The sequence below is a fragment of the Gordonia sp. (in: high G+C Gram-positive bacteria) genome (assembly GCF_047606305.1).
Classification (GTDB): Bacteria; Actinomycetota; Actinomycetes; order Mycobacteriales; family Mycobacteriaceae; genus Gordonia.
Map to the genome: position 1 here is coordinate 1 of NZ_JASGER010000116.1, position 16,942 is coordinate 16,942.

A 16,942-nucleotide genomic window follows, 5' to 3' on the forward strand; every position below is an offset into this window, starting at 1 on the left:
CGCCGGCCGTGGCGCCCTCAACGCCGCGATGGCGCCGTGGCGCGGTCCCGAGGCCGCGGCGGCGGCGCAGGATGCCTCGCTGCTCAAACTCGCCGACGACATCGCGGCGACCGCCGGCGGACTGCGCGGCGCGGCGCAGAAGCTCGGCCAGGTGATCGGCGTCGTCGGCCTCGGTGTCGAGAACCCGCAGACCCGCGCCGAGTTCACGCGTCGTCTCGCCCCGGTCTTCGACTCCGCGCCGCAGTGGGACGCCGCCGCGATGGACGCGACCCTGCGCCGCTCGCTCGGCGACCGCCACGACCTGATCGAGACGATCGAGGGGCCCGTCGCGGCGGCGTCGATCGGTCAGGTCTACCGGGGCACGCTGTGTGACGGCCGCGACGTCGCGGTGAAGGTGAAGTATCCCGACATCGACCGCATGGTCCGCGCCGACCTCAAGAACCTGCGCATGCTCACCCGGACCTTCGCCAAGCACCTGCCGGCGGCCAACGCGGCGACGATCGTCGACGAGGTCATCCGCCAGATCAGCGGCGAACTCGACTTCGCCGGCGAGGCCGCCGACCAGCACGACTACGCCTGCCGGTTCGCCGACCATCCGGCGTTCGCCGTCCCCGACGTCGTCGCCGAGCTCTGCACCGACGAGGTCCTGGTCTCCGAGTGGCTGCCCGGCGTCGGGTTCGACGAGGCGTCGACCCTCCCACAGGAGCAGCGGGACCGTATCGGCGAGATCGTGTACCGCTTCTACTGCGGCGAGATGTATCGAACCGGGCGGTTCGTCGCCGACCCGCACCCCGGCAACATCCTCGTGCTGCCCGACGGTCGCGTCGGGTTCGTCGACTACGGGCTGTGCATCGAGCTGACCATGGCCCAACTGGCCGTCGAGCGCATCATCTTCAGCGCCCTGCTGCGCGGCAACCTCGACGGCGCCTACCGGTTGGCCGAGCAGAGCGGCTTCATCGTCGACGGCGAGCTGGTCACCGCCGAGACCTTCGGCTCCTACATCGACGACGTCGTCGGCTGGCACCTGCACGACGGCGTGCACCGGATCGACGCCGACGTCGCCGCGCGCTCGGCGGCCTCCGCGCTGATGATGCGGGGCGAGCACGCCGAGGCGATGTCGGGTCAGGCGCTGGTGCAGGGCCATGCCTTCGGCCGTCGCAACGAGCTGGCCACGTGCGGGCTGCTCGGGCGGTTGGAGGCGGCCGGACCGTGGTCGGCGATCGCCCGCGAGACCCTCACCATGACCGGACCGGCCACCGAACTGGGGGAGCGCATCGCCCGATGGAGTGCCGACCGCGCGCGCTGATCAGTGCAGTTCGAGGACGACCGGCGCGTGGTCGCTGGCGCCCGGCGCCTTGCGCGCGGCCTTGTCGATGCTCGCGCCGAAGACGCGGTCGCCCAGCGCCGGCGAGCACAGCAGGAAGTCGATCCGCATGCCCTGGTTCCGCGGGAAGCGCAGCTGCTGGTAGTCCCAGAAGGTGAAGGTCTTCTTCTCGTCGAGGAAGGGGCGGGCCGCATCGGCATACCCGGCGTCGGCGAAGGCTGCGAAGGCCGCGCGCTCCTCCTCGGTCACGTGGGTCTTGCCGACGAACTCGGCGGCGTCCCACACGTCGTCGTCGGTGGGGGCGACGTTCCAATCGCCGGCCAGTGCGATCTGCGCCGCCGGGTCGTGGGCCAGCCAGAGGGCGGCCCGGTCCCGCAGCGCCGCGAGCCACTCGAGCTTGTAGGCGAAGTGCGGATCCCCCGGAGCCCGACCGTTGGGGACGTACAGGCTCCAGACCCGCACGCCGTCGCACACCGCCGAGAGGGCGCGGGCCTCGAGTTCCCCGTCGAAGGCGGGCTGCCCCTCGAAGCCGTACTCCACCTCGTCGAGGCCCACCCGGGAGGCGATGGCGACACCGTTGTAGCCGCCGGATCCGGTGAAGGCGACGTCGTAGCCGGCGGCCAGGAAGCTCATCACCGGGAAGCCGTCATCGGTGCACTTGGTCTCCTGCATCGCGAGGACGTCGATGCCCGAGTCGTGCGCCCAGGCGACGATCGACTCCGACCGCGCGCGGATCGAGTTCACATTCCACGAGGCGATCCGCACGGTGCCGCTCACTCGACGGTGACGACGTCGACGCCCGCCGCGCGCCACGCGGCCCGGGTCTGCGCGACCTCGCGCTCGGGGGCCAGCAGCAGGACGCCGAACTGCCGTGCGGGGCCGTACTCGCCCGCGTAGAAGCCGATCGACCCGGCGAACCACTCAAGATCGTCGGCGTCCTTCTCCAGCAGCGCCGCCGGGTGGGTGACCTCGGTGAGGTACCCGCGCTTGGCCGCCGGCAGATCGGTCATGCAGTCGTCGAAGGCGTCCTTGTTGGACCCGAAGTGCTTCGGGAAGTCCCACGCCGTGGCCACCGCCCGGTAGAAGGCCGGCAGCGTGCGGGCCTCGCGGGCGTCGAGACGACGGGTCAGCACGCCGTCCAGGTCGGTGGCCGGCACGGTGGTGCGCGCGTCCACGACCTTCAGCGCGACCGCCGGCCCGCCGTCGGCGGTCGCGGCGAGGAACTCGTCCAGGCTGACGGGTGCGGTGCTCATCGGTGCGCTCCTGGTCCGCGGATCTGGTGGAAGGTCCGATAGTGGTCGAGGGTGTACCAGGCCGACCCGTCGGCACCGGTGATGATCCGCTCCGCGTCGCGCCCCCGGCCCGGTCTCTTCGGGTTCACATCCCACTCCTGGTAGCGCGCGCGTGCCCCGGTCGAGTCGGTCTTGGGCAGCTGCCCCTCGTTGTTGCGGAAGGTGCGACCACCGCTGGTGCCGGGGGCGTTCGCCGCCTCCGGCCACTGCCCGGCGTCGACGAGCGACAGGGTGCGCAGCACGCGGGCAGGAGCGTTGCCGGTCTCACGGCCGCCGCGCTCGTACTGCTGGTGGTCGTGTTGGACCGCAGCGGGGCCGCCGCGCTCGTCGGCGCTCGGCGCGCTCGAGTGCGAGCCGAATCCGCCGAGGACCCAGACGAGTCCGACGACGAGGATGGTGGCCGCGACGCCGACGGTGAACCAGGTGGCGGCGGCTTTGTTGGAGGACATCCCGCTCAGATTAGCCGTCAGCGCCCGAGGTCGCGATAAGTCACCCGGTGGTGCAGCGCGAATCCGTCGGCCCGCAGCCGCGCGCCGCGCCGCAGGTCGTCGGCGGGCACGGTGACGATGTCGGATTCGGTGCCGTCGGGCCCGACGCGGACCAGCCGGTGGTACTCGCCGCCGACGGGTGCACCGGCCGTCGCCCCGGACACCAGGCGCTCGGGGAGTTCGACGAGCGCCGGCAGGTCGTGCTCGCCGTACCAGCGGCGCAGCGCGTCCACGGCGGCCGAGTCCAGCCGCGCGCCCATGGTGGCGGGCACCGCCGAGGCGTCGGGGATGCCGGCGCGGGCGCGCCAACCCGCCACGTCCGCAGTGACCGGGGCGTCGATCGCCCGCAGCGCCACGTCGCGGATCTCCCGGTTGCGCACCGCGCGGTAGGGCAGCAGTCGGACGGAGGTGATGAGTTCACGGGGCAGGCGGACGTGATCGTCGGAGGCGACCGCCGACGGTGTGACGCGGGTGAGGACGAGCGGGTCACCGGCGTCGACGACGATCCCAGTCACGTCGGACAGGGTGGCGTCACCGGCCCCGCGCCAGTCGCCGGGCGCACCGGGCGCCAGCCGGTACCGCACGACCACCCGGTCACCGACGAACATCGCGGTGCTCAGTCGTCGTGGCCGAACGGATCGTCGCCCTCGCCCGGCATCCAGGTCTGGCCGGGGGTGCCCCAGCCCTCCTTCTTCACGGCCTTCTTCGCGGCGCGGGCATTGCGGCCGACCAGGACGTCCACATACAGGAAGCCGTCCAGGTGCCCGGTCTCGTGCTGCAGCATGCGGGCGAAGAAGCCGCGGCCCTCGATGTCCACCGGGTCGCCGTTGCGGTCGACCCCCGTGACGCGCGCCCAGTCGGCGCGACCGGTGGGGAACTGGTACCCGGGCACCGAGAGGCAGCCCTCGTCGTCGTCCTCCGGGTCGGGCATCGTCTCGGGGATCTCCGAGGTCTCCAGCACCGGGTTGATGACCTCGCCGCGGCGGCGCTTGGCCGCCCGCGACTCCCCGTCGGGGCAGTCGTAGACGAACATGCGCTTGCCGACGCCCACCTGGTTCGCGGCCAATCCGACGCCGTTGGCGGCATCCATCGTCGCGTACATGTCGTCGAGCAGGGCCACGTCCTGGGCGCTGGGTTTGCCGTGCGCGTCGAGCTCGACCGGGGCGGTCGGCTCGTGCAGGACGGGCTCGCCGATGATGCAAATCGGGAGAATCGCCATGGGGGACAGTGTTTCACACGGGTGTGCGCGTCCTCGGCGCGTCACGACGCGGTGCGGCCCCCGCCCCGTGGTTAGATAACTACCGAGTCACACCGGCGTGGGCATACGTGAATGTTTAAGGGAGCGTGATGGACGGGGCCACTGCGCGAAATCAGCAGAGCCACAAGGCGGGGGACGACCCCACTCTCGACCCGAACGAGGTCGGGGCCGACGGCCTGTCGCGCCGCGAGCACGAAATCCTCTCCTTCGAGCGGCAGTGGTGGAAGTACGCCGGCGCCAAGGAAGACGCGATCAAAGAGCTGTTCGGGCTGTCGGCCACCCGCTACTACCAGGTGTTGAACGCCCTGGTGGACCGCCCCGAGGCCCTCGCCGCCGACCCGATGCTGGTCAAGCGGCTGCGCCGCTTGCGCGCCTCGCGCCAGAAGGCCCGCGCCGCGCGCCGCCTGGGCTTCGACCTGACTCAGTAGCGGAGCCCCTGCGCCCGGTATCGCTGAGATAGAGTTGGGCCTGATGACTAGCGAACGCGAATCCAATCGACTGCCGTTGCGGGCGGGCGCCATGTTGCTGCTGGCCGTGGCCGTCGTCTTCTTCGGACTCGGCACCCACCGACTGCTGAGCAGCGGCGGCGACGACGACACCACCCCCACCGGTCCCGCGCCGACCTCGCAGGCACCGGCCCAGCCGGGCCAGGCCCAGCCGCCTGCCTCGACCGCGCCGCCGGCCCCCAAGCCGCAGCCGCAGGCGAAGGGCGTGAAGGTCTGCGTGATCAACGCGGGCGAGGTCAAGGGTCTGGCGACCACGGTGACCGACCAGCTCAAGGCCAAGGGTTACAAGACCGATGAGCCGGGCAACCTGTCGTCGAGTTCGATGACCGAGAACACCATCTTCTTCCGCTCCGGCGACGAGGCCGCCGCCAAGGAGCTGGCCACCGCACTGGGCGGCGGGTACAGCGTCGAGGCGCGCCCGGCCAGTGCGACGAAACTTCCCGAGTGCGCCGGCGGTGTGCTCGTGATCGCCGTCAACCAGTGAGAGGATCTGCCATGTTCCCGTCGAAGACCACCGTTCTCCTCGCCGGTGCCGCGACCGTCGGCCTGGCCCTGGCCGGGTGCAGCAACGGGGAGGAGCCGTCGACCGTGCCCGGCACCAATCCGCCGGTCGTCACCGGCGACCAGGGTGCGCCCGGCGGTGTCGTCGAGGAACAGCCCGAGGGGCATGGCGAGAGTGGCGGCGACCAGGCCGTCGCGAAGCTGCGCGACGCCAAGGGCGAGGAGATCGGCACCGCGACCTTCACCAAGGACGGCAAGGGTGTGAAGGTGCTCGTCACGGTCAAGCAGGGCCTGGAGCCGGGCTTCCACGGCATGCACATCCACGCCAACGGCGTCTGCGACGCATCCGGTGCCGAGCCGTTCAGCAGCGCCGGCGGCCACCTGCAGGTCGGCGGCCACACCGGTCACCCCTCCAGCGGCGACCTGGTGTCGATCTACATCGACGACAAGGGCGCCGGCTCGACGTCGACGTCGACGCAGGCCGTCAGCCTCGATGAGATCACCGGCAAGTCGATCATCATCCACGCCGGTGCGGACAACTTCGCCAACATCCCGGACCGCTACAGCGCGGCGGGCAAGCCCGGCCCGGACGAGAAGACGATGTCCACCGGTGACGCGGGCGCGCGCGCGGCCTGCGGCGTCATCAAGGACTAGCCCCGCCGCATGGGGGATCCGTTCGCCGCATCGTCGGCGCCGCGGCGCGAGCCGCTGACCTATCCCGGGCAGTGGCCCGACCACTCGGCGGTCATCGCGGCCGACACGATGTGGGAGATCAACGACCGCGACGGCTTCGCGCTCGCATGGGAGGCGTCGGCGCCGGTGCGCCTGGGGGTGTGCCGGGTGCGCGACCTGCGGGCCGTCGACCGTCCCGACGGCGCCGCCCTGCAGCTGGGCCGCTTGGCCGAGAACCTGCACTACGCGACCGTCGACAGCCGGACCCCGGTGCTGGCCATCGGGTCGAACGCCTCGCCCGCGCAGCTGCGGTTCAAGTTCGCCTCCCGCCCCGAGGCGCTGTTCATCCCGCAGGTGCGGGCCCGCGTCACCGGCGCCCGCGTGGGCTACATGCCGACGTTGACGCACTTCGGTTACGTCGCCGCCACGATCTTCCCGGTCGCCGACGCGCAGACGACGCTGGCCGTGCAGCTCCTCGACGACGCCCAGCTCGACGAGTTGGACCGCTCCGAGACCGGCTACCGACGCGTCTGGCTCGATGCGTCCCACGGGGTGTCGGTGCAGTTGGAGACCGGTGAACGATTGCCCGGCGTCTACGCGTACGTCGCTCCCGGCGGGGTGCTCACCGATGCCGACGGCGAGCCGATCCCGATGGTCGTGCCCGGCGACGAGCAGCAGGCCCCGGGCGCGCTGGACCAGGTGCAGCTGCACGAGGTGCTCGCCGGCGACCCCGACCTGCTGACCCGGGTCCGCGACAACGCCTTCTTCGAGCTGGCCGACGAGATGGGCCGGCCGACCGCACACCGCTACGGCGGCCTGGAGCGCCCCGTGGACATCGCCGAGGCGGGGAAGGCCGGACCCGACGACACGATGCTCGTCTGGGGCGACGGCAGCCCGGACGGGTTGCGCCGCGGCGGCAAGTCCGTCATCCGGCTGGCGCCCGCCGACGTCGAGAAGCTCGGCAACCCGAAGGTCGTGGTGCTGCGCTCGGCGGCCCTGTATGCCCAGCACGGGGCCGCGACGCCGTCCGCACTGGCGGCCGTCTACCCCCGCGACCCCGACGCGCCCGCCGAACCCGAGCCCGGCAGCGCCCAGATCGACCAGGTGCTGCGCATCGCCTGCGGGATCGAGCGCGGCGACGCCGTGGCCATCCGCCCGGCGCGCGTCCGACGCGTGCGGTCGATGGACTGGCTGCTCGGCAAACCCACCTACCTCACCATGCGCGTGACCCTGGCCGACACGGCCACCGCGGAGCGCGACGTGGTGCTGATGTCGCGACTGGCGATCGACGTGCTGGGCATCGAGAGCGGCGACTACGTGGTCCTGGAGGGCAACCCGGGACCGTCCGGCGACGTCCCGTCGGTCGTGCTGAAGGTTTTCGAGGTGCCCTCGGAGGTCGAGGACATGCGCCGCAAGATCACCGGTGGGTCGTGGGGCGCACGATTCCCGGCGGCGAACGAGACGCTGGGCGTCGGCCACGAACTGCCGCTGGCGTTCATCGACGCCGAGCTGCGCACCCGCCTCGGCGTCACCGGGCAGACCCTGCCCACGGTGCGCGCGCGGCCCGGGCGGCTGCACCGGTTCTACGTGGAGCTGCGCGAGATCCTCCTGGTGCTCGCCGTCGCCCTGCTCGGTGTTGTCACCGTCGTCAACGACGCGGCCATCCAGATCGGCCTGATCGTGCTGCTGGTGGTGCTCTCGATGGTGCTGGTCTTCGGGCGGATGCGCCGCCGACTCTCACACCGCACCCAATGGCGCGGCCGGGTGGACCCGAGCCGCTAGACCCGTCTGCTAGTCGTCGTCGCGGGTGGCGACCTCGGTCGGCGTGCGCGTGAGCCCGCTGTCGGCACGCTGCTCCCGGTAGGCCAACTGGCCGATGCGCTGGGCGACCACGGGTGCGGTGATCATCGCGAACAGGCCGGCCAGCACCAGCATCCCGACGTCGACGTTCTCGCCCAGGCGGACCCCGACGCCGCTCAACACGAGGAGCAGGCCGAAGGTCTGCGGCTTGGTCGCGGCGTGCATGCGCGAGAGGGTGTCGCGGAAGCGGAGCAGCCCGATCGACGCGGTGAGCGCGACGAGGGAGCCGCCCAGGACCAGGGCGGTGCTGATGATCTCGGCCGTGCTCATTGGTCGTCCCGGACACGGTAGCGGGCGACGGCGATCGACCCGATGAAGTTGACCAGCGCGATCGCCACGATGGCCGAGACGACCGTCGAATCGCCGCTGGTGCCCGCCCACAGGGCCAGCCCGCACATGGTCAGCGCGATTGTCATGTCCAGCGCGACGAGCCGGTCGAGCGTCGTCGGCCCGCCGAGCACGCGGAAGGCGGCCAGGCAGGAGGCGGCCAGGAGCATGCCCGCCGCGACCAGCCAGAGGATGTCGATGGTGCTCATCGGGGCTCCCTTCCGTCGACCTCGCGCTGGGCCAGGACGCGTTGGTGGTATTCGTCGTCGATGCCGTGGTAGGGGCTCGGATGCCATTCGCTGTCCCGCTCGAAGGCGTGGATGAAGGCGCGCTCGATGAAGGCGATCTGCTTGTCGAACCGCTCCACCCGCTTGGGGGAGGAGAGGTCGAAGACGTGGATGTACAGCAGGCGCCGGCGGTGGTCGATCTCGACGACGAGCGTGCCGGGCACCAGGTTGATGTAGTTGATGGCCAGCGTCAGCACCATGTCGGACTTGATCGCGACGCGCCGGCGCACCACGGCGCCCAGCGGGGGACGGGCGGGTCGGACGGCCGCCCACGCGACCTGCATCGAGGACAGGAAGAAGTCGCCGATCAGGCGCACCAGCAGGATCGCGATGGACACCGGGTGCAGGCGGCCCTCGACCGGCACGCGGGGCAGCGGCAGGACCAGCATGATGGCGAGCGCCACCGCGAAGCCGCCGATGACGTTGGCCCACGAGATCCGACCCCACAGCAGGACCCAGACGAAGGTGAGCCACGAGGCGGTCCACAGCCGGACGCCGACCTCGCGCAGGTCGCCGCCGATCCAGTGCGGCACCCGGACGTGCTCGGCGAGCCAGACGAACACGGTGCCGAACACCCAGAACACGCCCAACAGCGTCAGCCGCCAGGCGTTGATCAGCGCCGCCCTCATCCGCCACCCCCGGCGGTGTGCTCGGGGTGTGCGACGCCGATGTCGGTGACGGCGTGGACGTAGATCCTCGGGTCGACGACGTCGGCCGCGGCCCGGTCGGCGTAGTTCATGATCGGCCCGGCCCAGATGGTCATGGCCAGCCCGACGAGGACCATCGCGACCGTCGGGATCACCATGCCCGGCGGCATCGAGCCCACGTCGTCACGGTCGGAGTAGGCGATGTCGGTGCTCTCGTCCATCAGGGCCGACGGGCGTTCGTCGGACAGGTCGCCCTCGGGGGCGTCGGCCCGCGCCCGCCAGAAGGCCTTGGTCCAGATGCGGGCCACGACGTAGAGGGTGAGCAGGCTGGTGACCAGGCCGCCGATCACCAGCGTCCAGGCGAGCACGGACCCGTCGACGGCGCCGGCCTGCAGCAGCGCCACCTTCCCGATGAACCCGGAGAACGGCGGGATGCCGCCCAGGTTGAGCGCGGGGATCAGGTAGAGGACCGCGAGCAGCGGGGTGCCGATCAGGCCGCCGAGGCGGCGCAGCGACGACGAGCCCGCCTGGCGTTCGATCAGGCCCACCACCAGGAAGAGGGTGGTCTGCACGAGGATGTGGTGGGCCACGTAGTAGATGGCCGCGGCCATGCCGATCTTCGACGAGAGCGCGATGCCGAAGATCATGTAGCCGATATGGCTGACCAGGGTGAACGACAGCAGTCGTTTGATGTCGGACTGGGCGATCGCGCCGGCGATGCCGACGAGCATGGTGAGCAGGCCCGCGATCATCAGGACCGAGTCCATCGAGCCGCCGGGGAACAGCAGCGTGTGCGCGCGGATGATCGCGTACACGCCGACCTTGGTGAGCAACCCGGCGAAGACTGCGGTGACCGGGGCCGGCGCCGTCGGATAGGAGTCGGGCAGCCACGTCGACAGCGGGAAGACGGCGGCCTTGATGCCGAACGCCACCAGGAGCACCGCGAACAGGGCGTTGCGGGTTCCGGAGTTGTGCGCCAGCATCTCCGGCGAGTTCAGGCGCAGCGACATCTCGGCGAGGTTCAGCGTGCCCGTCGTGGCGTAGGCGAAGGCGATGCCGACCAGGAAGATCAGCGACGACACCATCGAGACCATCACGTACATGGCGCCGGCACGGACGCGGTCGACGCTGGCGCCGACGGTGAGCAGCACGTAGCTCGCGGTGAGCAGCACCTCGAAGGAGACGTACAGGTTGAACAGGTCGCCGGCGAGGAAGGCGTTGCACACGCCCGCGCACAGGATCAGATAGGTCGGCTGGAAGATCGACACCGGCTGCGCCTCGGTGCCGTCGCGCAGACCCTGGCCGATGGCGTACAGGATGACGGCGAGCAGGACGGTCGCCGATACGACCAGCATCATCGCCGACAGGTGGTCGACGACCAGGGTGATGCCCAGCGGGCCGAGGCGCTTGTGTCGCCCGCCATCGACGTCGGCGCTCCACCCGCCGATGGCGATGGCCTGCGTGCCGTGCTTGCTGACGCCGAACAGCATCAGCAGCGAGGCGCCGAGCGCGGTGGTGATCGCCAGGACGGTGATCGCGCGCTGCAGGCGGGGGCTGCGGGCGGCCACCAGGGTGATCGCGGCGCCGATCAGCGGCACCAGCGTCGGCATGACGATGAGCACCGGGAACCAGGACAGCGGGATGTCGGGGATCACGGGTCCACCCCCCGGTCGTCGTCGGGGCGCAGCGTCCCGTCGGGGGTGCACTCGTCGTCGTCCGGGCTGGGGATGACGCAGTAGTTGTCGTCGTCGGCCTCGTCCGGGCTGTGCAGCTCGTCGACGACGTCGTCGTCATCGCCGATCGTGATCAGGTCGGTCTCGATGACGGTGCGGTGCAGCGCCTCGAACTCCTCGGCGGTGAGCGGATGGCCCTGCTCGTCGAACCGGTCGCCGGCAGCGGTGTCGGCCAGGGTCAGCGGGTCGTCGCTGCGGTCGCGGTCGCCGGCGGTGTCGAGGGATCCGGTGAGGATCTTGAGGTCCTCGGGATCGTCCTCGATTTCGTCGTCGTCCTCGCCCTCGTCGCGGTTGAGGACGTAGAGCCGGTAGACCAGCGCGAGCACGAAGGCGGCGACGCCCATCATGATGACGATCGCGGTGAGGATCATCGCCTGCGCGAGCGGGTCGGCGGTGTCGGTGCGGTCGCCGGCCGAGTGCCCCCGGATCGGTGGCTTGCCGCTGGGTCCGGCGATGGTGAGGATCAGCACGTTGATGGCGTTGCCGACGAGCATCAGCCCGAGCAGCATCTTGATCAGCGACCGGTCCATCAGCAGGTAGGCGCCGCAGGCGACGATGCCGCCGAGGACGACCAGGAGGGGCAGGTTGACACTCATCGGGCATCGGCCTCGACGTCGAGGCGCGCGCCGAGGCTGCGCAGGATGTCGAGCACCAGGCCGACCACGATCAGGTAGATGCCCAGGTCGAAGAACATGGCGGTGACCAGGTGGATCTCGCCGAGCACCGGCAGCGTGACCTCCAGGACCGCCGAGGACAGGGCCGGCGCGCCGAAGAACAGCGAAGCGGCCGCGGTGCCGCCGGAGATCGCCAGCCCGGTGCCCAGGATGGTGCCGGCCTCGATCGGCAGCGCCTCGCCGAGTTCGTAGCGGCCACCGGCGAGATAGCGCAGCACCAGCGCCAGGCCCATGGTCAGGCCGCCGGCGAAGCCGCCGCCGGGGGCGTTGTGCCCGGCGTAGAAGAAGAACACCGACAGGACCACCATCGTCGGGAACACCAGGCGGGTGGTCGCCTCCAGCACCAGGGACCGGTGCCGCGGATCGCGCAGGTCGCTGCCCAGGAGCCAGGTGGTGCGGTCCTGCGGGTGTCGGTCGGCGTCCTGGGTCACGTCGGCCACCCGGGGGGCGGCGCCGAAGCGCCGGTTGCGGAACACCATCGACGCGACGCCGGTGGCCGCGACGATGAGCACCGAGATCTCGCCGAGGGTGTCCCACGCACGGATGTCCACGAGCAGCACGTTGACCGCGTTGGCGCCGTGGCCGATGCGGTAGGCCAGGTCGGGGATGATCTCGTGCAGCGGGCGGCTCGAGCGCGCGGCCGCCGCGAAGACGCCCATCACGACGACGGTCGCACCGACCGCGGCGGCGATCAGGACGCGCAGGGCGTTGGTGGCGCCGGTCGGGCGGTGCCACGGCGACTCGGCGGGCAGCTTGCGCAGCACCAGCACGAAGATCACCAGCGTCAGGGTCTCGACGAGGGCCTGGGTGAGCGCCAGGTCGGGGGCGCCGTGCCGGGCGAACAGGTACACGCAGCCGTAGCCGTTGAGGCCGATGGCCAGGACCGCGGCCAGGCGGTTGCGCAGGACGGCGACGGCGATCGCCGCGGCCAGCATGAGCAGTGCGACGACGGCCTGGGCGGGGGCGTCGAACCCGGCCGGGTGCAGCACGGTGCGCGCGCCGGTGAACAGCGCGGTCATCGGCAGCACCACCGCGGTGGCGAGGATGACGCCCTGGGTGATCGGCAGCGAACCGCGCTGGGTGGTGCGCGTGATCCGCAACGACAGCGAGTCGACGGTCCGCAGCACCGCGTCGTAGGCGGCGTTGGCGTTGATGATCGGCGGCCGCACGAACAGGTGGTCGCGCTGCCAGCGCACGACGAGGAAGGTTGCGACGCCGACGACGATGGCGATCGCCGAGAAGACCACCGGCAGCCCGAAGCCGTGCCACATGCCCAGGTGCTCGAGCGGGTGGCCCCACGTCGGCAGCGATTCGGCATACGGCTCGAAGAGGTCGCCGAGGCGAGCGGAGGAGAAGCCGCCGATCACGCCCCCGACGGCCAGGACGCCCGGCGGCACCAGGAACATCGGGTGCGGCCGATGTGCCCGGCTGACCGCGAGGCTGGGCACCTCGCGGACCTTGCGGCCGAAGGCGCCCCACAGGAAGCGGGTCGTGTACGCCATGGTGATGATGGCGCCGACCAGCAGCACCAGGTCGGTGGTGTGCGCCTGCCACACGCTCAGCGCGCCGGTGCTCCACACGGCCCCGAAAGCGGTCTCCTTCCCGACGAAGCCCAGCGTGAACGGCAGTCCGGCCATGCTGGCGGCCGCGATCGCGGCGATGCCCGCCAGGACCGGCATCTTCTCGCCGAGGCGGGCGAGCTTGCGCAGGTCGCGGGTACCGGTCGAGTGGTCGATGATGCCGACGACCATGAACAGGCAGGCCTTGAACAGGGCGTGCGCGCAGAGCATGGCGAGTCCGGCGAGCGCGACGTTGGCGTCGCCGAAGCCGACCAGCACCATCAGGAAGCCGAGCTGGGACACGGTGCCGTAGGCGAGGATCAGCTTGAGGTCGAGCTCGCGCAGGGAGCGCCAGCCGCCCACGAGCATCGTCACCGCGCCGAGTCCCAGGACCAGCACCTGCCAGACCGGCAGCGCCGCGAACCCGGGGGCCAGGCGCGCGACGAGGTAGACGCCGGCCTTCACCATCGCCGCGGCGTGCAGGTAGGCGCTGACCGGGGTGGGCGCGGCCATGGCACCGGGCAGCCAGAAGTGCAGCGGGACGATCGCCGACTTGGACAGGGCGCCGACGAGGATGGCGGCGATCGCCACGTCGGCGAAGACGCCGGTCGGCTTGGCCGCGACCATCTCCGACAGGTTGTAGGTGCCGAGCCTGGTGCCGAGCGCGATGATGCCGCCGAGCATGGCCAGCCCGCCGAGCGTCGTGACCAGCAGCGCCTGGGTGGCGGCGCGGCGGGAGCTGGCGCGAACGCCGTAGAACCCGACGAGCAGGAAGGACAGGACGGTCGTGATCTCCCAGAACACGTACAGCACGAGCGTGTTGTCGGAGATCACCAGACCGAACATCGCGGTGGCGAAGGCGAGCATCTCGCCACCGAACACGGCGACGCGGGGACGCATCGCGTCGAAGTAGTGGGCGCAGTAGACCAGGACCAGGGCGCCGATGCCCAGGATGAGGACCGACAGGACCGCGGCGAGGGTGTCCATCCGGAAGTCGAGGTCCATGTGGAGCCGCGGCACCCAGTGGGCGGTCTCGGTGACGGGGCGTCCGCCGGTGGGCCAGTGCGCGATCACCCAGCCGAGCGCGGCCAGGGGGGCGAGGGCGATGACGTAGAAGCCCTTGGGTCCCAGCCGCCACATCACGGCCGGCGCGACCAGCGCGGCGACCGAGAGTGCCGAAAGGGTAGCTATCACGGGCGCTCCGTCGAGATCGGTCGACTTCGGTCATCGGCGGGGTGTCACTTCGGAGGTACCCGCGGTTATTACCCTACCGTTGCAGGTATGACGCGTTTTGCTTTAGGTCTGCTGTCGGTGCTCGCCGCGCTCTCGGTCGGCCTGCTGGCCGGCTGCGGCTCGTCGGAGTCGACGGCGCCGGCCGACGTCGGCCTGCCCGGCGACTTCCCGAGCAAGCAGGTCCCGCTGATCAAGGGGCGCGTCCTGCAGGCGACCGGCACCGCCGCCGACGGCTGGTCGGTGACGATGCAGGGCGAGTACGGCGGACCCAACGTCCTGGACTCGGCCGTCGAGACGCTCACCAAGGCGGGCTACGCCGAGTCCAGCCGCACCGAGGAGGGCGGCACCCGCACGGTCATCCTCACCAAGAAGGACAAGAAGAACTACTGGGTCACCGTCGGCAGTTCACCGCGGGCGGCCGGCGGCCCCAACTCGGTGTTCTACCAGATCAACGTCAGCTGACCGGTCAGGCCAGCGACAGGAACAATCGCTCGAGCTTCTGCTCGTCGACGTTGTCGGGACCTTCCTCGCGCATGCAGTGCTGCAGGCCGGTCGCGACCAGCGAATAGCCGCTGCGGGCCAGTGCCTTGTTGACCGCGGCCAGCTGGGTCAGCGCGTCCTCGCACTCGGCGCCCTCCTCCAGCATGCGGATCACCGACGCCAGATGGCCGTGGGCGCGGCGCATCCGGGTCAGGACGGGCTTCAGTTCGGCTTCGGGGATCTGCACTAGTTGCTCGCTTTCACCAGGTCGTCCAGCATGTCCGACAGGAGCCCGCGGGCCTGCTCGGCGATCGGGCCGAGCTCGGGCGTGCCGGTCATCTGCTCCATGGTGCCCGGGTCGAGGATCTCGATCCGGCTGGCCGACTCCCCGTCGGCGGAGACCACGACGTTGCACGGCATGACCGCGGCGACGCGCGGATCGGCCTGCAGGGCGGCGTGCGCGAACGTCGGCTGGCACGCGCCGAGGATGAGCTTGGGCGGGACGTCGACGTCGATCTTCTTCTTGAGGGTCGCTTTGATGTCGATCTCGGTGAGGACGCCGAAGCCGGCGTCGGCCAGGCCCGCGCGGGTGCGGCTCACCGCCTCGTCGTAGGGGAGGGGCAGGTCGGCGGCAAGTGTGAACTCCATGCGCCGATCATAACCCCCTGGGGGGTTATTTGCCAGGGCGTCGGAGACCCAGGCGGGCCTGCGACTTGGCCAGGATGGGGCGGCGCCGGCTCGTCATCCGACGGTGCGCGCGGCGCTCGGCCGGCAACGAGTCCCAGTGCTCCGGCCGCGCACGGACCCACCGGTTGGCCCACCACGCGAACGGGATGTGCAGCAGGTACACGCCGATGATGATCGCCATCAGCGTGTACGGGTAGGTCACGAGCAGGGCGGCGGCGACCGCGAACAGGACCAGGGCGGGCGCCAGCGCGGCGCGCGACAGTTTGGTCGTCGCCTTGAGCGAGGACGTCGGGATCCGGCTGATCGCGAGGAAGGCGGCCAGCAGCGTCCACGCGCCGACGACGGGGAAGGAGCTCCACCAGCCGTCCCCCAGGCCCTGGTGCAGGCCCACCGGGCCGAGCGCGATCAACGCGGCCGCCGGGGCGGGGACGCCGACGAAGAAGTCGCGCGTGTACCCCGGGGCGTTCTCGTCGTCGGACAGAGTGTTGAACCGCGCCAGTCGCAGGATGATCGCGCAGCAATAGACCAGGACGATGGCCCAGCCCAGGTCCTGCCCGTTCATCAGCGTCACCGACAGGATCAGGCCGGGCACGACGCCGAAGTTGATGGCGTCGGCCAGTGAGTCGAGCTCGGCACCGATCTTGGACGTCGCGTTCATCAGCCGGGCCACGCGGCCGTCGATGCCGTCGAGCAGGGCGGCGCCGACGACCAGCACCAGGGCCAGGTCGACGTGCTTTTCCGCGGACAGGCGCACCGCCGTCAGGCCGGCGCAGACCGCGAGGATCGTCAGGGCCGACGGAACGATGATGCGCGGCGACCACGAGGCGTCGCTCTGCCGCCGGACGATGCGACGGGGTGCGGCGCGCCGCGGCGCCCGACTGCCGGCGACCCTCATGCCAGGACCGCCAGCGGGGTCTCCGCCCCGACCGTCCGCTGGCCGACCAGGACCGAGGGCTCGGTGCCGGCGGGCAGGTAGACGTCCACGCGGGAGCCGAAGCGGATCAGGCCGTAGGTGTCGCCCACCGTGAGCCGCTGTCCGACCGCCGCGTCGTTGACGATGCGGCGGGCGATCAGCCCGGCGATCTGGACGACGCCGACCTGCGCGCCGGAGTCGGTGCGGATCGTCATGGCGGTGCGCTCGTTGTCGGTGCTGGCCTCGGGGAGGTCGGCGGACAGGAACGTGCCGGGGGTGTGCTCGAGGGCGGTGACGGTGCCCGACACGGGGACGCGCTGGACGTGCACGTCGAAGACCGACAGGAAGGTCGAGACGCGCGGCAGCGGGTCGGTGCCCAGGCCCAGCTCGGCCGGTGGGACCGCGGTGTCGACGAGGGCGACCTCGCCGTCGGCGGCGGCCACGACCGTGCCCGCGGCGGTGGGCGGGACGCGCCCGGGGTGGCGGAAGAAGGCCGCGCAG

Annotated in this window: 21 protein-coding genes; 6 read left to right on the forward strand and 15 right to left on the reverse strand. The window is 71.2% G+C overall.

Annotation, left to right across the window (positions count from 1 at the left end; genetic code table 11):
- On the forward strand, positions 1–1,306 hold a 1,306-nt coding region (locus QM634_RS15230), incomplete at its 5' end, for an ABC1 kinase family protein (RefSeq protein WP_415043622.1).
- Here QM634_RS15230 and QM634_RS15235 read toward each other — a convergent pair.
- From QM634_RS15235 to QM634_RS15255, 5 genes are read right to left on the reverse strand one after another with little or no spacing between them, the layout of a single operon-like run.
- Positions 1,307–2,089, reverse strand: coding sequence for an exodeoxyribonuclease III (locus QM634_RS15235; protein WP_415043641.1), 783 nt, complete (start codon positions 2,087–2,089; stop codon positions 1,307–1,309).
- An 8-nt stretch (positions 2,090–2,097) separates the two neighbouring features.
- Complete coding sequence (locus QM634_RS15240) at positions 2,098–2,577, reverse strand: barstar family protein (RefSeq protein ID WP_415043623.1); 480 nt, start codon at positions 2,575–2,577, stop codon at positions 2,098–2,100.
- On the reverse strand, positions 2,574–3,065 hold the full coding sequence (locus QM634_RS15245; protein WP_415043624.1) for a ribonuclease domain-containing protein: 492 nt from the start codon (positions 3,063–3,065) through the stop codon (positions 2,574–2,576). Before QM634_RS15245 ends, QM634_RS15240 begins: the two co-directional genes overlap by 4 nt.
- 17 nt (positions 3,066–3,082) lie before the next feature.
- A complete protein-coding gene (locus QM634_RS15250) occupies positions 3,083–3,712 on the reverse strand; it encodes a hypothetical protein (protein ID WP_415043625.1) in 630 nt (209 codons plus the stop codon).
- Positions 3,713–3,720: 8 nt separating this feature from the next.
- Positions 3,721–4,323: a peptide deformylase gene (locus QM634_RS15255; RefSeq protein ID WP_415043626.1), complete on the reverse strand. Its 603-nt coding sequence runs from the start codon at positions 4,321–4,323 to the stop codon at positions 3,721–3,723.
- A gap of 128 nt (positions 4,324–4,451) precedes the next feature.
- On the opposite strand from QM634_RS15255, the gene QM634_RS15260 reads away from it, so the two are divergent.
- From QM634_RS15260 to QM634_RS15275, 4 genes are read left to right on the forward strand one after another with little or no spacing between them, the layout of a single operon-like run.
- Positions 4,452–4,790, forward strand: coding sequence for a DUF3263 domain-containing protein (locus tag QM634_RS15260; protein ID WP_415043627.1), 339 nt, complete (start codon positions 4,452–4,454; stop codon positions 4,788–4,790).
- A gap of 43 nt (positions 4,791–4,833) precedes the next feature.
- On the forward strand, positions 4,834–5,352 hold the full coding sequence (locus QM634_RS15265; RefSeq protein WP_415043628.1) for a LytR C-terminal domain-containing protein: 519 nt from the start codon (positions 4,834–4,836) through the stop codon (positions 5,350–5,352).
- An 11-nt stretch (positions 5,353–5,363) separates the two neighbouring features.
- The gene (locus QM634_RS15270; RefSeq protein WP_415043629.1) at positions 5,364–6,023 is read left to right on the forward strand and encodes a superoxide dismutase family protein; all 660 of its coding nucleotides are present in this window, start codon (positions 5,364–5,366) and stop codon (positions 6,021–6,023) included.
- A 9-nt stretch (positions 6,024–6,032) separates the two neighbouring features.
- Positions 6,033–7,823: a hypothetical protein gene (locus QM634_RS15275; RefSeq protein WP_415043630.1), complete on the forward strand. Its 1,791-nt coding sequence runs from the start codon at positions 6,033–6,035 to the stop codon at positions 7,821–7,823.
- 9 nt (positions 7,824–7,832) lie between these two features.
- Here the strand turns inward: QM634_RS15275 and mnhG are convergent, their stop codons facing one another.
- Genes mnhG through QM634_RS15305 form a run of 6 tightly spaced genes read right to left on the reverse strand, consistent with a single transcriptional unit; the run spans position 7,833 to position 14,322 of the window.
- A complete protein-coding gene (gene mnhG / locus QM634_RS15280) occupies positions 7,833–8,171 on the reverse strand; it encodes a monovalent cation/H(+) antiporter subunit G (protein ID WP_415043631.1) in 339 nt (112 codons plus the stop codon).
- Positions 8,168–8,437: a monovalent cation/H+ antiporter complex subunit F gene (locus QM634_RS15285; protein ID WP_415043632.1), complete on the reverse strand. Its 270-nt coding sequence runs from the start codon at positions 8,435–8,437 to the stop codon at positions 8,168–8,170. The genes mnhG and QM634_RS15285 overlap by 4 nt, the downstream gene beginning before the upstream one ends.
- A complete protein-coding gene (locus QM634_RS15290) occupies positions 8,434–9,144 on the reverse strand; it encodes a Na+/H+ antiporter subunit E (protein WP_415043633.1) in 711 nt (236 codons plus the stop codon). The genes QM634_RS15285 and QM634_RS15290 overlap by 4 nt, the downstream gene beginning before the upstream one ends.
- Positions 9,141–10,772 carry a Na+/H+ antiporter subunit D gene (locus tag QM634_RS15295; RefSeq protein ID WP_415043642.1) on the reverse strand — a complete coding sequence of 544 codons (1,632 nt, stop codon included), beginning with the start codon at positions 10,770–10,772 and terminating at the stop codon, positions 9,141–9,143. The genes QM634_RS15290 and QM634_RS15295 overlap by 4 nt, the downstream gene beginning before the upstream one ends.
- 41 nt (positions 10,773–10,813) lie before the next feature.
- Entirely contained in the window at positions 10,814–11,491 is a 678-nt protein-coding gene (locus QM634_RS15300) for a Na(+)/H(+) antiporter subunit C (protein WP_415043634.1), read from the reverse strand.
- Positions 11,488–14,322 (reverse strand): Na+/H+ antiporter subunit A, encoded by a 2,835-nt coding sequence (locus tag QM634_RS15305; RefSeq protein WP_415043635.1) that lies wholly within the window; start codon positions 14,320–14,322, stop codon positions 11,488–11,490. Before QM634_RS15305 ends, QM634_RS15300 begins: the two co-directional genes overlap by 4 nt.
- Positions 14,323–14,409: 87 nt before the next feature.
- Between QM634_RS15305 and QM634_RS15310 the strand changes: the two genes are divergently transcribed.
- On the forward strand, positions 14,410–14,823 hold the full coding sequence (locus QM634_RS15310; RefSeq protein ID WP_415043636.1) for a hypothetical protein: 414 nt from the start codon (positions 14,410–14,412) through the stop codon (positions 14,821–14,823).
- Positions 14,824–14,827: 4 nt separating this feature from the next.
- Here QM634_RS15310 and QM634_RS15315 read toward each other — a convergent pair whose 3' ends face one another.
- The 4 genes from QM634_RS15315 to QM634_RS15330 all read right to left on the reverse strand — a co-directional run.
- On the reverse strand, positions 14,828–15,088 hold the full coding sequence (locus QM634_RS15315; RefSeq protein WP_415043637.1) for a metal-sensitive transcriptional regulator: 261 nt from the start codon (positions 15,086–15,088) through the stop codon (positions 14,828–14,830).
- Positions 15,088–15,489, reverse strand: coding sequence for a DUF302 domain-containing protein (locus QM634_RS15320; RefSeq protein WP_415043638.1), 402 nt, complete (start codon positions 15,487–15,489; stop codon positions 15,088–15,090). The genes QM634_RS15315 and QM634_RS15320 overlap by 1 nt, the downstream gene beginning before the upstream one ends.
- Before the next feature lie 25 nt (positions 15,490–15,514).
- Positions 15,515–16,423: a CDP-alcohol phosphatidyltransferase family protein gene (locus QM634_RS15325; protein WP_415043639.1), complete on the reverse strand. Its 909-nt coding sequence runs from the start codon at positions 16,421–16,423 to the stop codon at positions 15,515–15,517.
- Positions 16,420–16,942 (reverse strand): phosphatidylserine decarboxylase (locus tag QM634_RS15330; RefSeq protein ID WP_415043640.1); only part of this gene is annotated, 523 nt, incomplete at its 5' end. The genes QM634_RS15330 and QM634_RS15325, both read right to left, overlap by 4 nt.

Coding starts and splice junctions, on each gene's coding strand:
- QM634_RS15240 (WP_415043623.1), bottom strand. CDS start 2,577: ATGAGCACCGCACCCGTCAGCCTGGACGAGTTCCTCGCCGCGACCGCC.
- QM634_RS15245 (WP_415043624.1), bottom strand. CDS start 3,065: ATGTCCTCCAACAAAGCCGCCGCCACCTGGTTCACCGTCGGCGTCGCG.
- QM634_RS15250 (WP_415043625.1), bottom strand. CDS start 3,712: ATGTTCGTCGGTGACCGGGTGGTCGTGCGGTACCGGCTGGCGCCCGGT.
- QM634_RS15255 (WP_415043626.1), bottom strand. CDS start 4,323: ATGGCGATTCTCCCGATTTGCATCATCGGCGAGCCCGTCCTGCACGAG.
- QM634_RS15260 (WP_415043627.1), top strand. CDS start 4,452: ATGGACGGGGCCACTGCGCGAAATCAGCAGAGCCACAAGGCGGGGGAC.
- QM634_RS15265 (WP_415043628.1), top strand. CDS start 4,834: ATGACTAGCGAACGCGAATCCAATCGACTGCCGTTGCGGGCGGGCGCC.
- QM634_RS15270 (WP_415043629.1), top strand. CDS start 5,364: ATGTTCCCGTCGAAGACCACCGTTCTCCTCGCCGGTGCCGCGACCGTC.
- QM634_RS15275 (WP_415043630.1), top strand. CDS start 6,033: ATGGGGGATCCGTTCGCCGCATCGTCGGCGCCGCGGCGCGAGCCGCTG.
- mnhG (WP_415043631.1), bottom strand. CDS start 8,171: ATGAGCACGGCCGAGATCATCAGCACCGCCCTGGTCCTGGGCGGCTCC.
- QM634_RS15285 (WP_415043632.1), bottom strand. CDS start 8,437: ATGAGCACCATCGACATCCTCTGGCTGGTCGCGGCGGGCATGCTCCTG.
- QM634_RS15290 (WP_415043633.1), bottom strand. CDS start 9,144: ATGAGGGCGGCGCTGATCAACGCCTGGCGGCTGACGCTGTTGGGCGTG.
- QM634_RS15295 (WP_415043642.1), bottom strand. CDS start 10,772: ATGCCGACGCTGGTGCCGCTGATCGGCGCCGCGATCACCCTGGTGGCC.
- QM634_RS15300 (WP_415043634.1), bottom strand. CDS start 11,491: ATGAGTGTCAACCTGCCCCTCCTGGTCGTCCTCGGCGGCATCGTCGCC.
- QM634_RS15310 (WP_415043636.1), top strand. CDS start 14,410: ATGACGCGTTTTGCTTTAGGTCTGCTGTCGGTGCTCGCCGCGCTCTCG.
- QM634_RS15320 (WP_415043638.1), bottom strand. CDS start 15,489: ATGGAGTTCACACTTGCCGCCGACCTGCCCCTCCCCTACGACGAGGCG.
- QM634_RS15325 (WP_415043639.1), bottom strand. CDS start 16,423: ATGAGGGTCGCCGGCAGTCGGGCGCCGCGGCGCGCCGCACCCCGTCGC.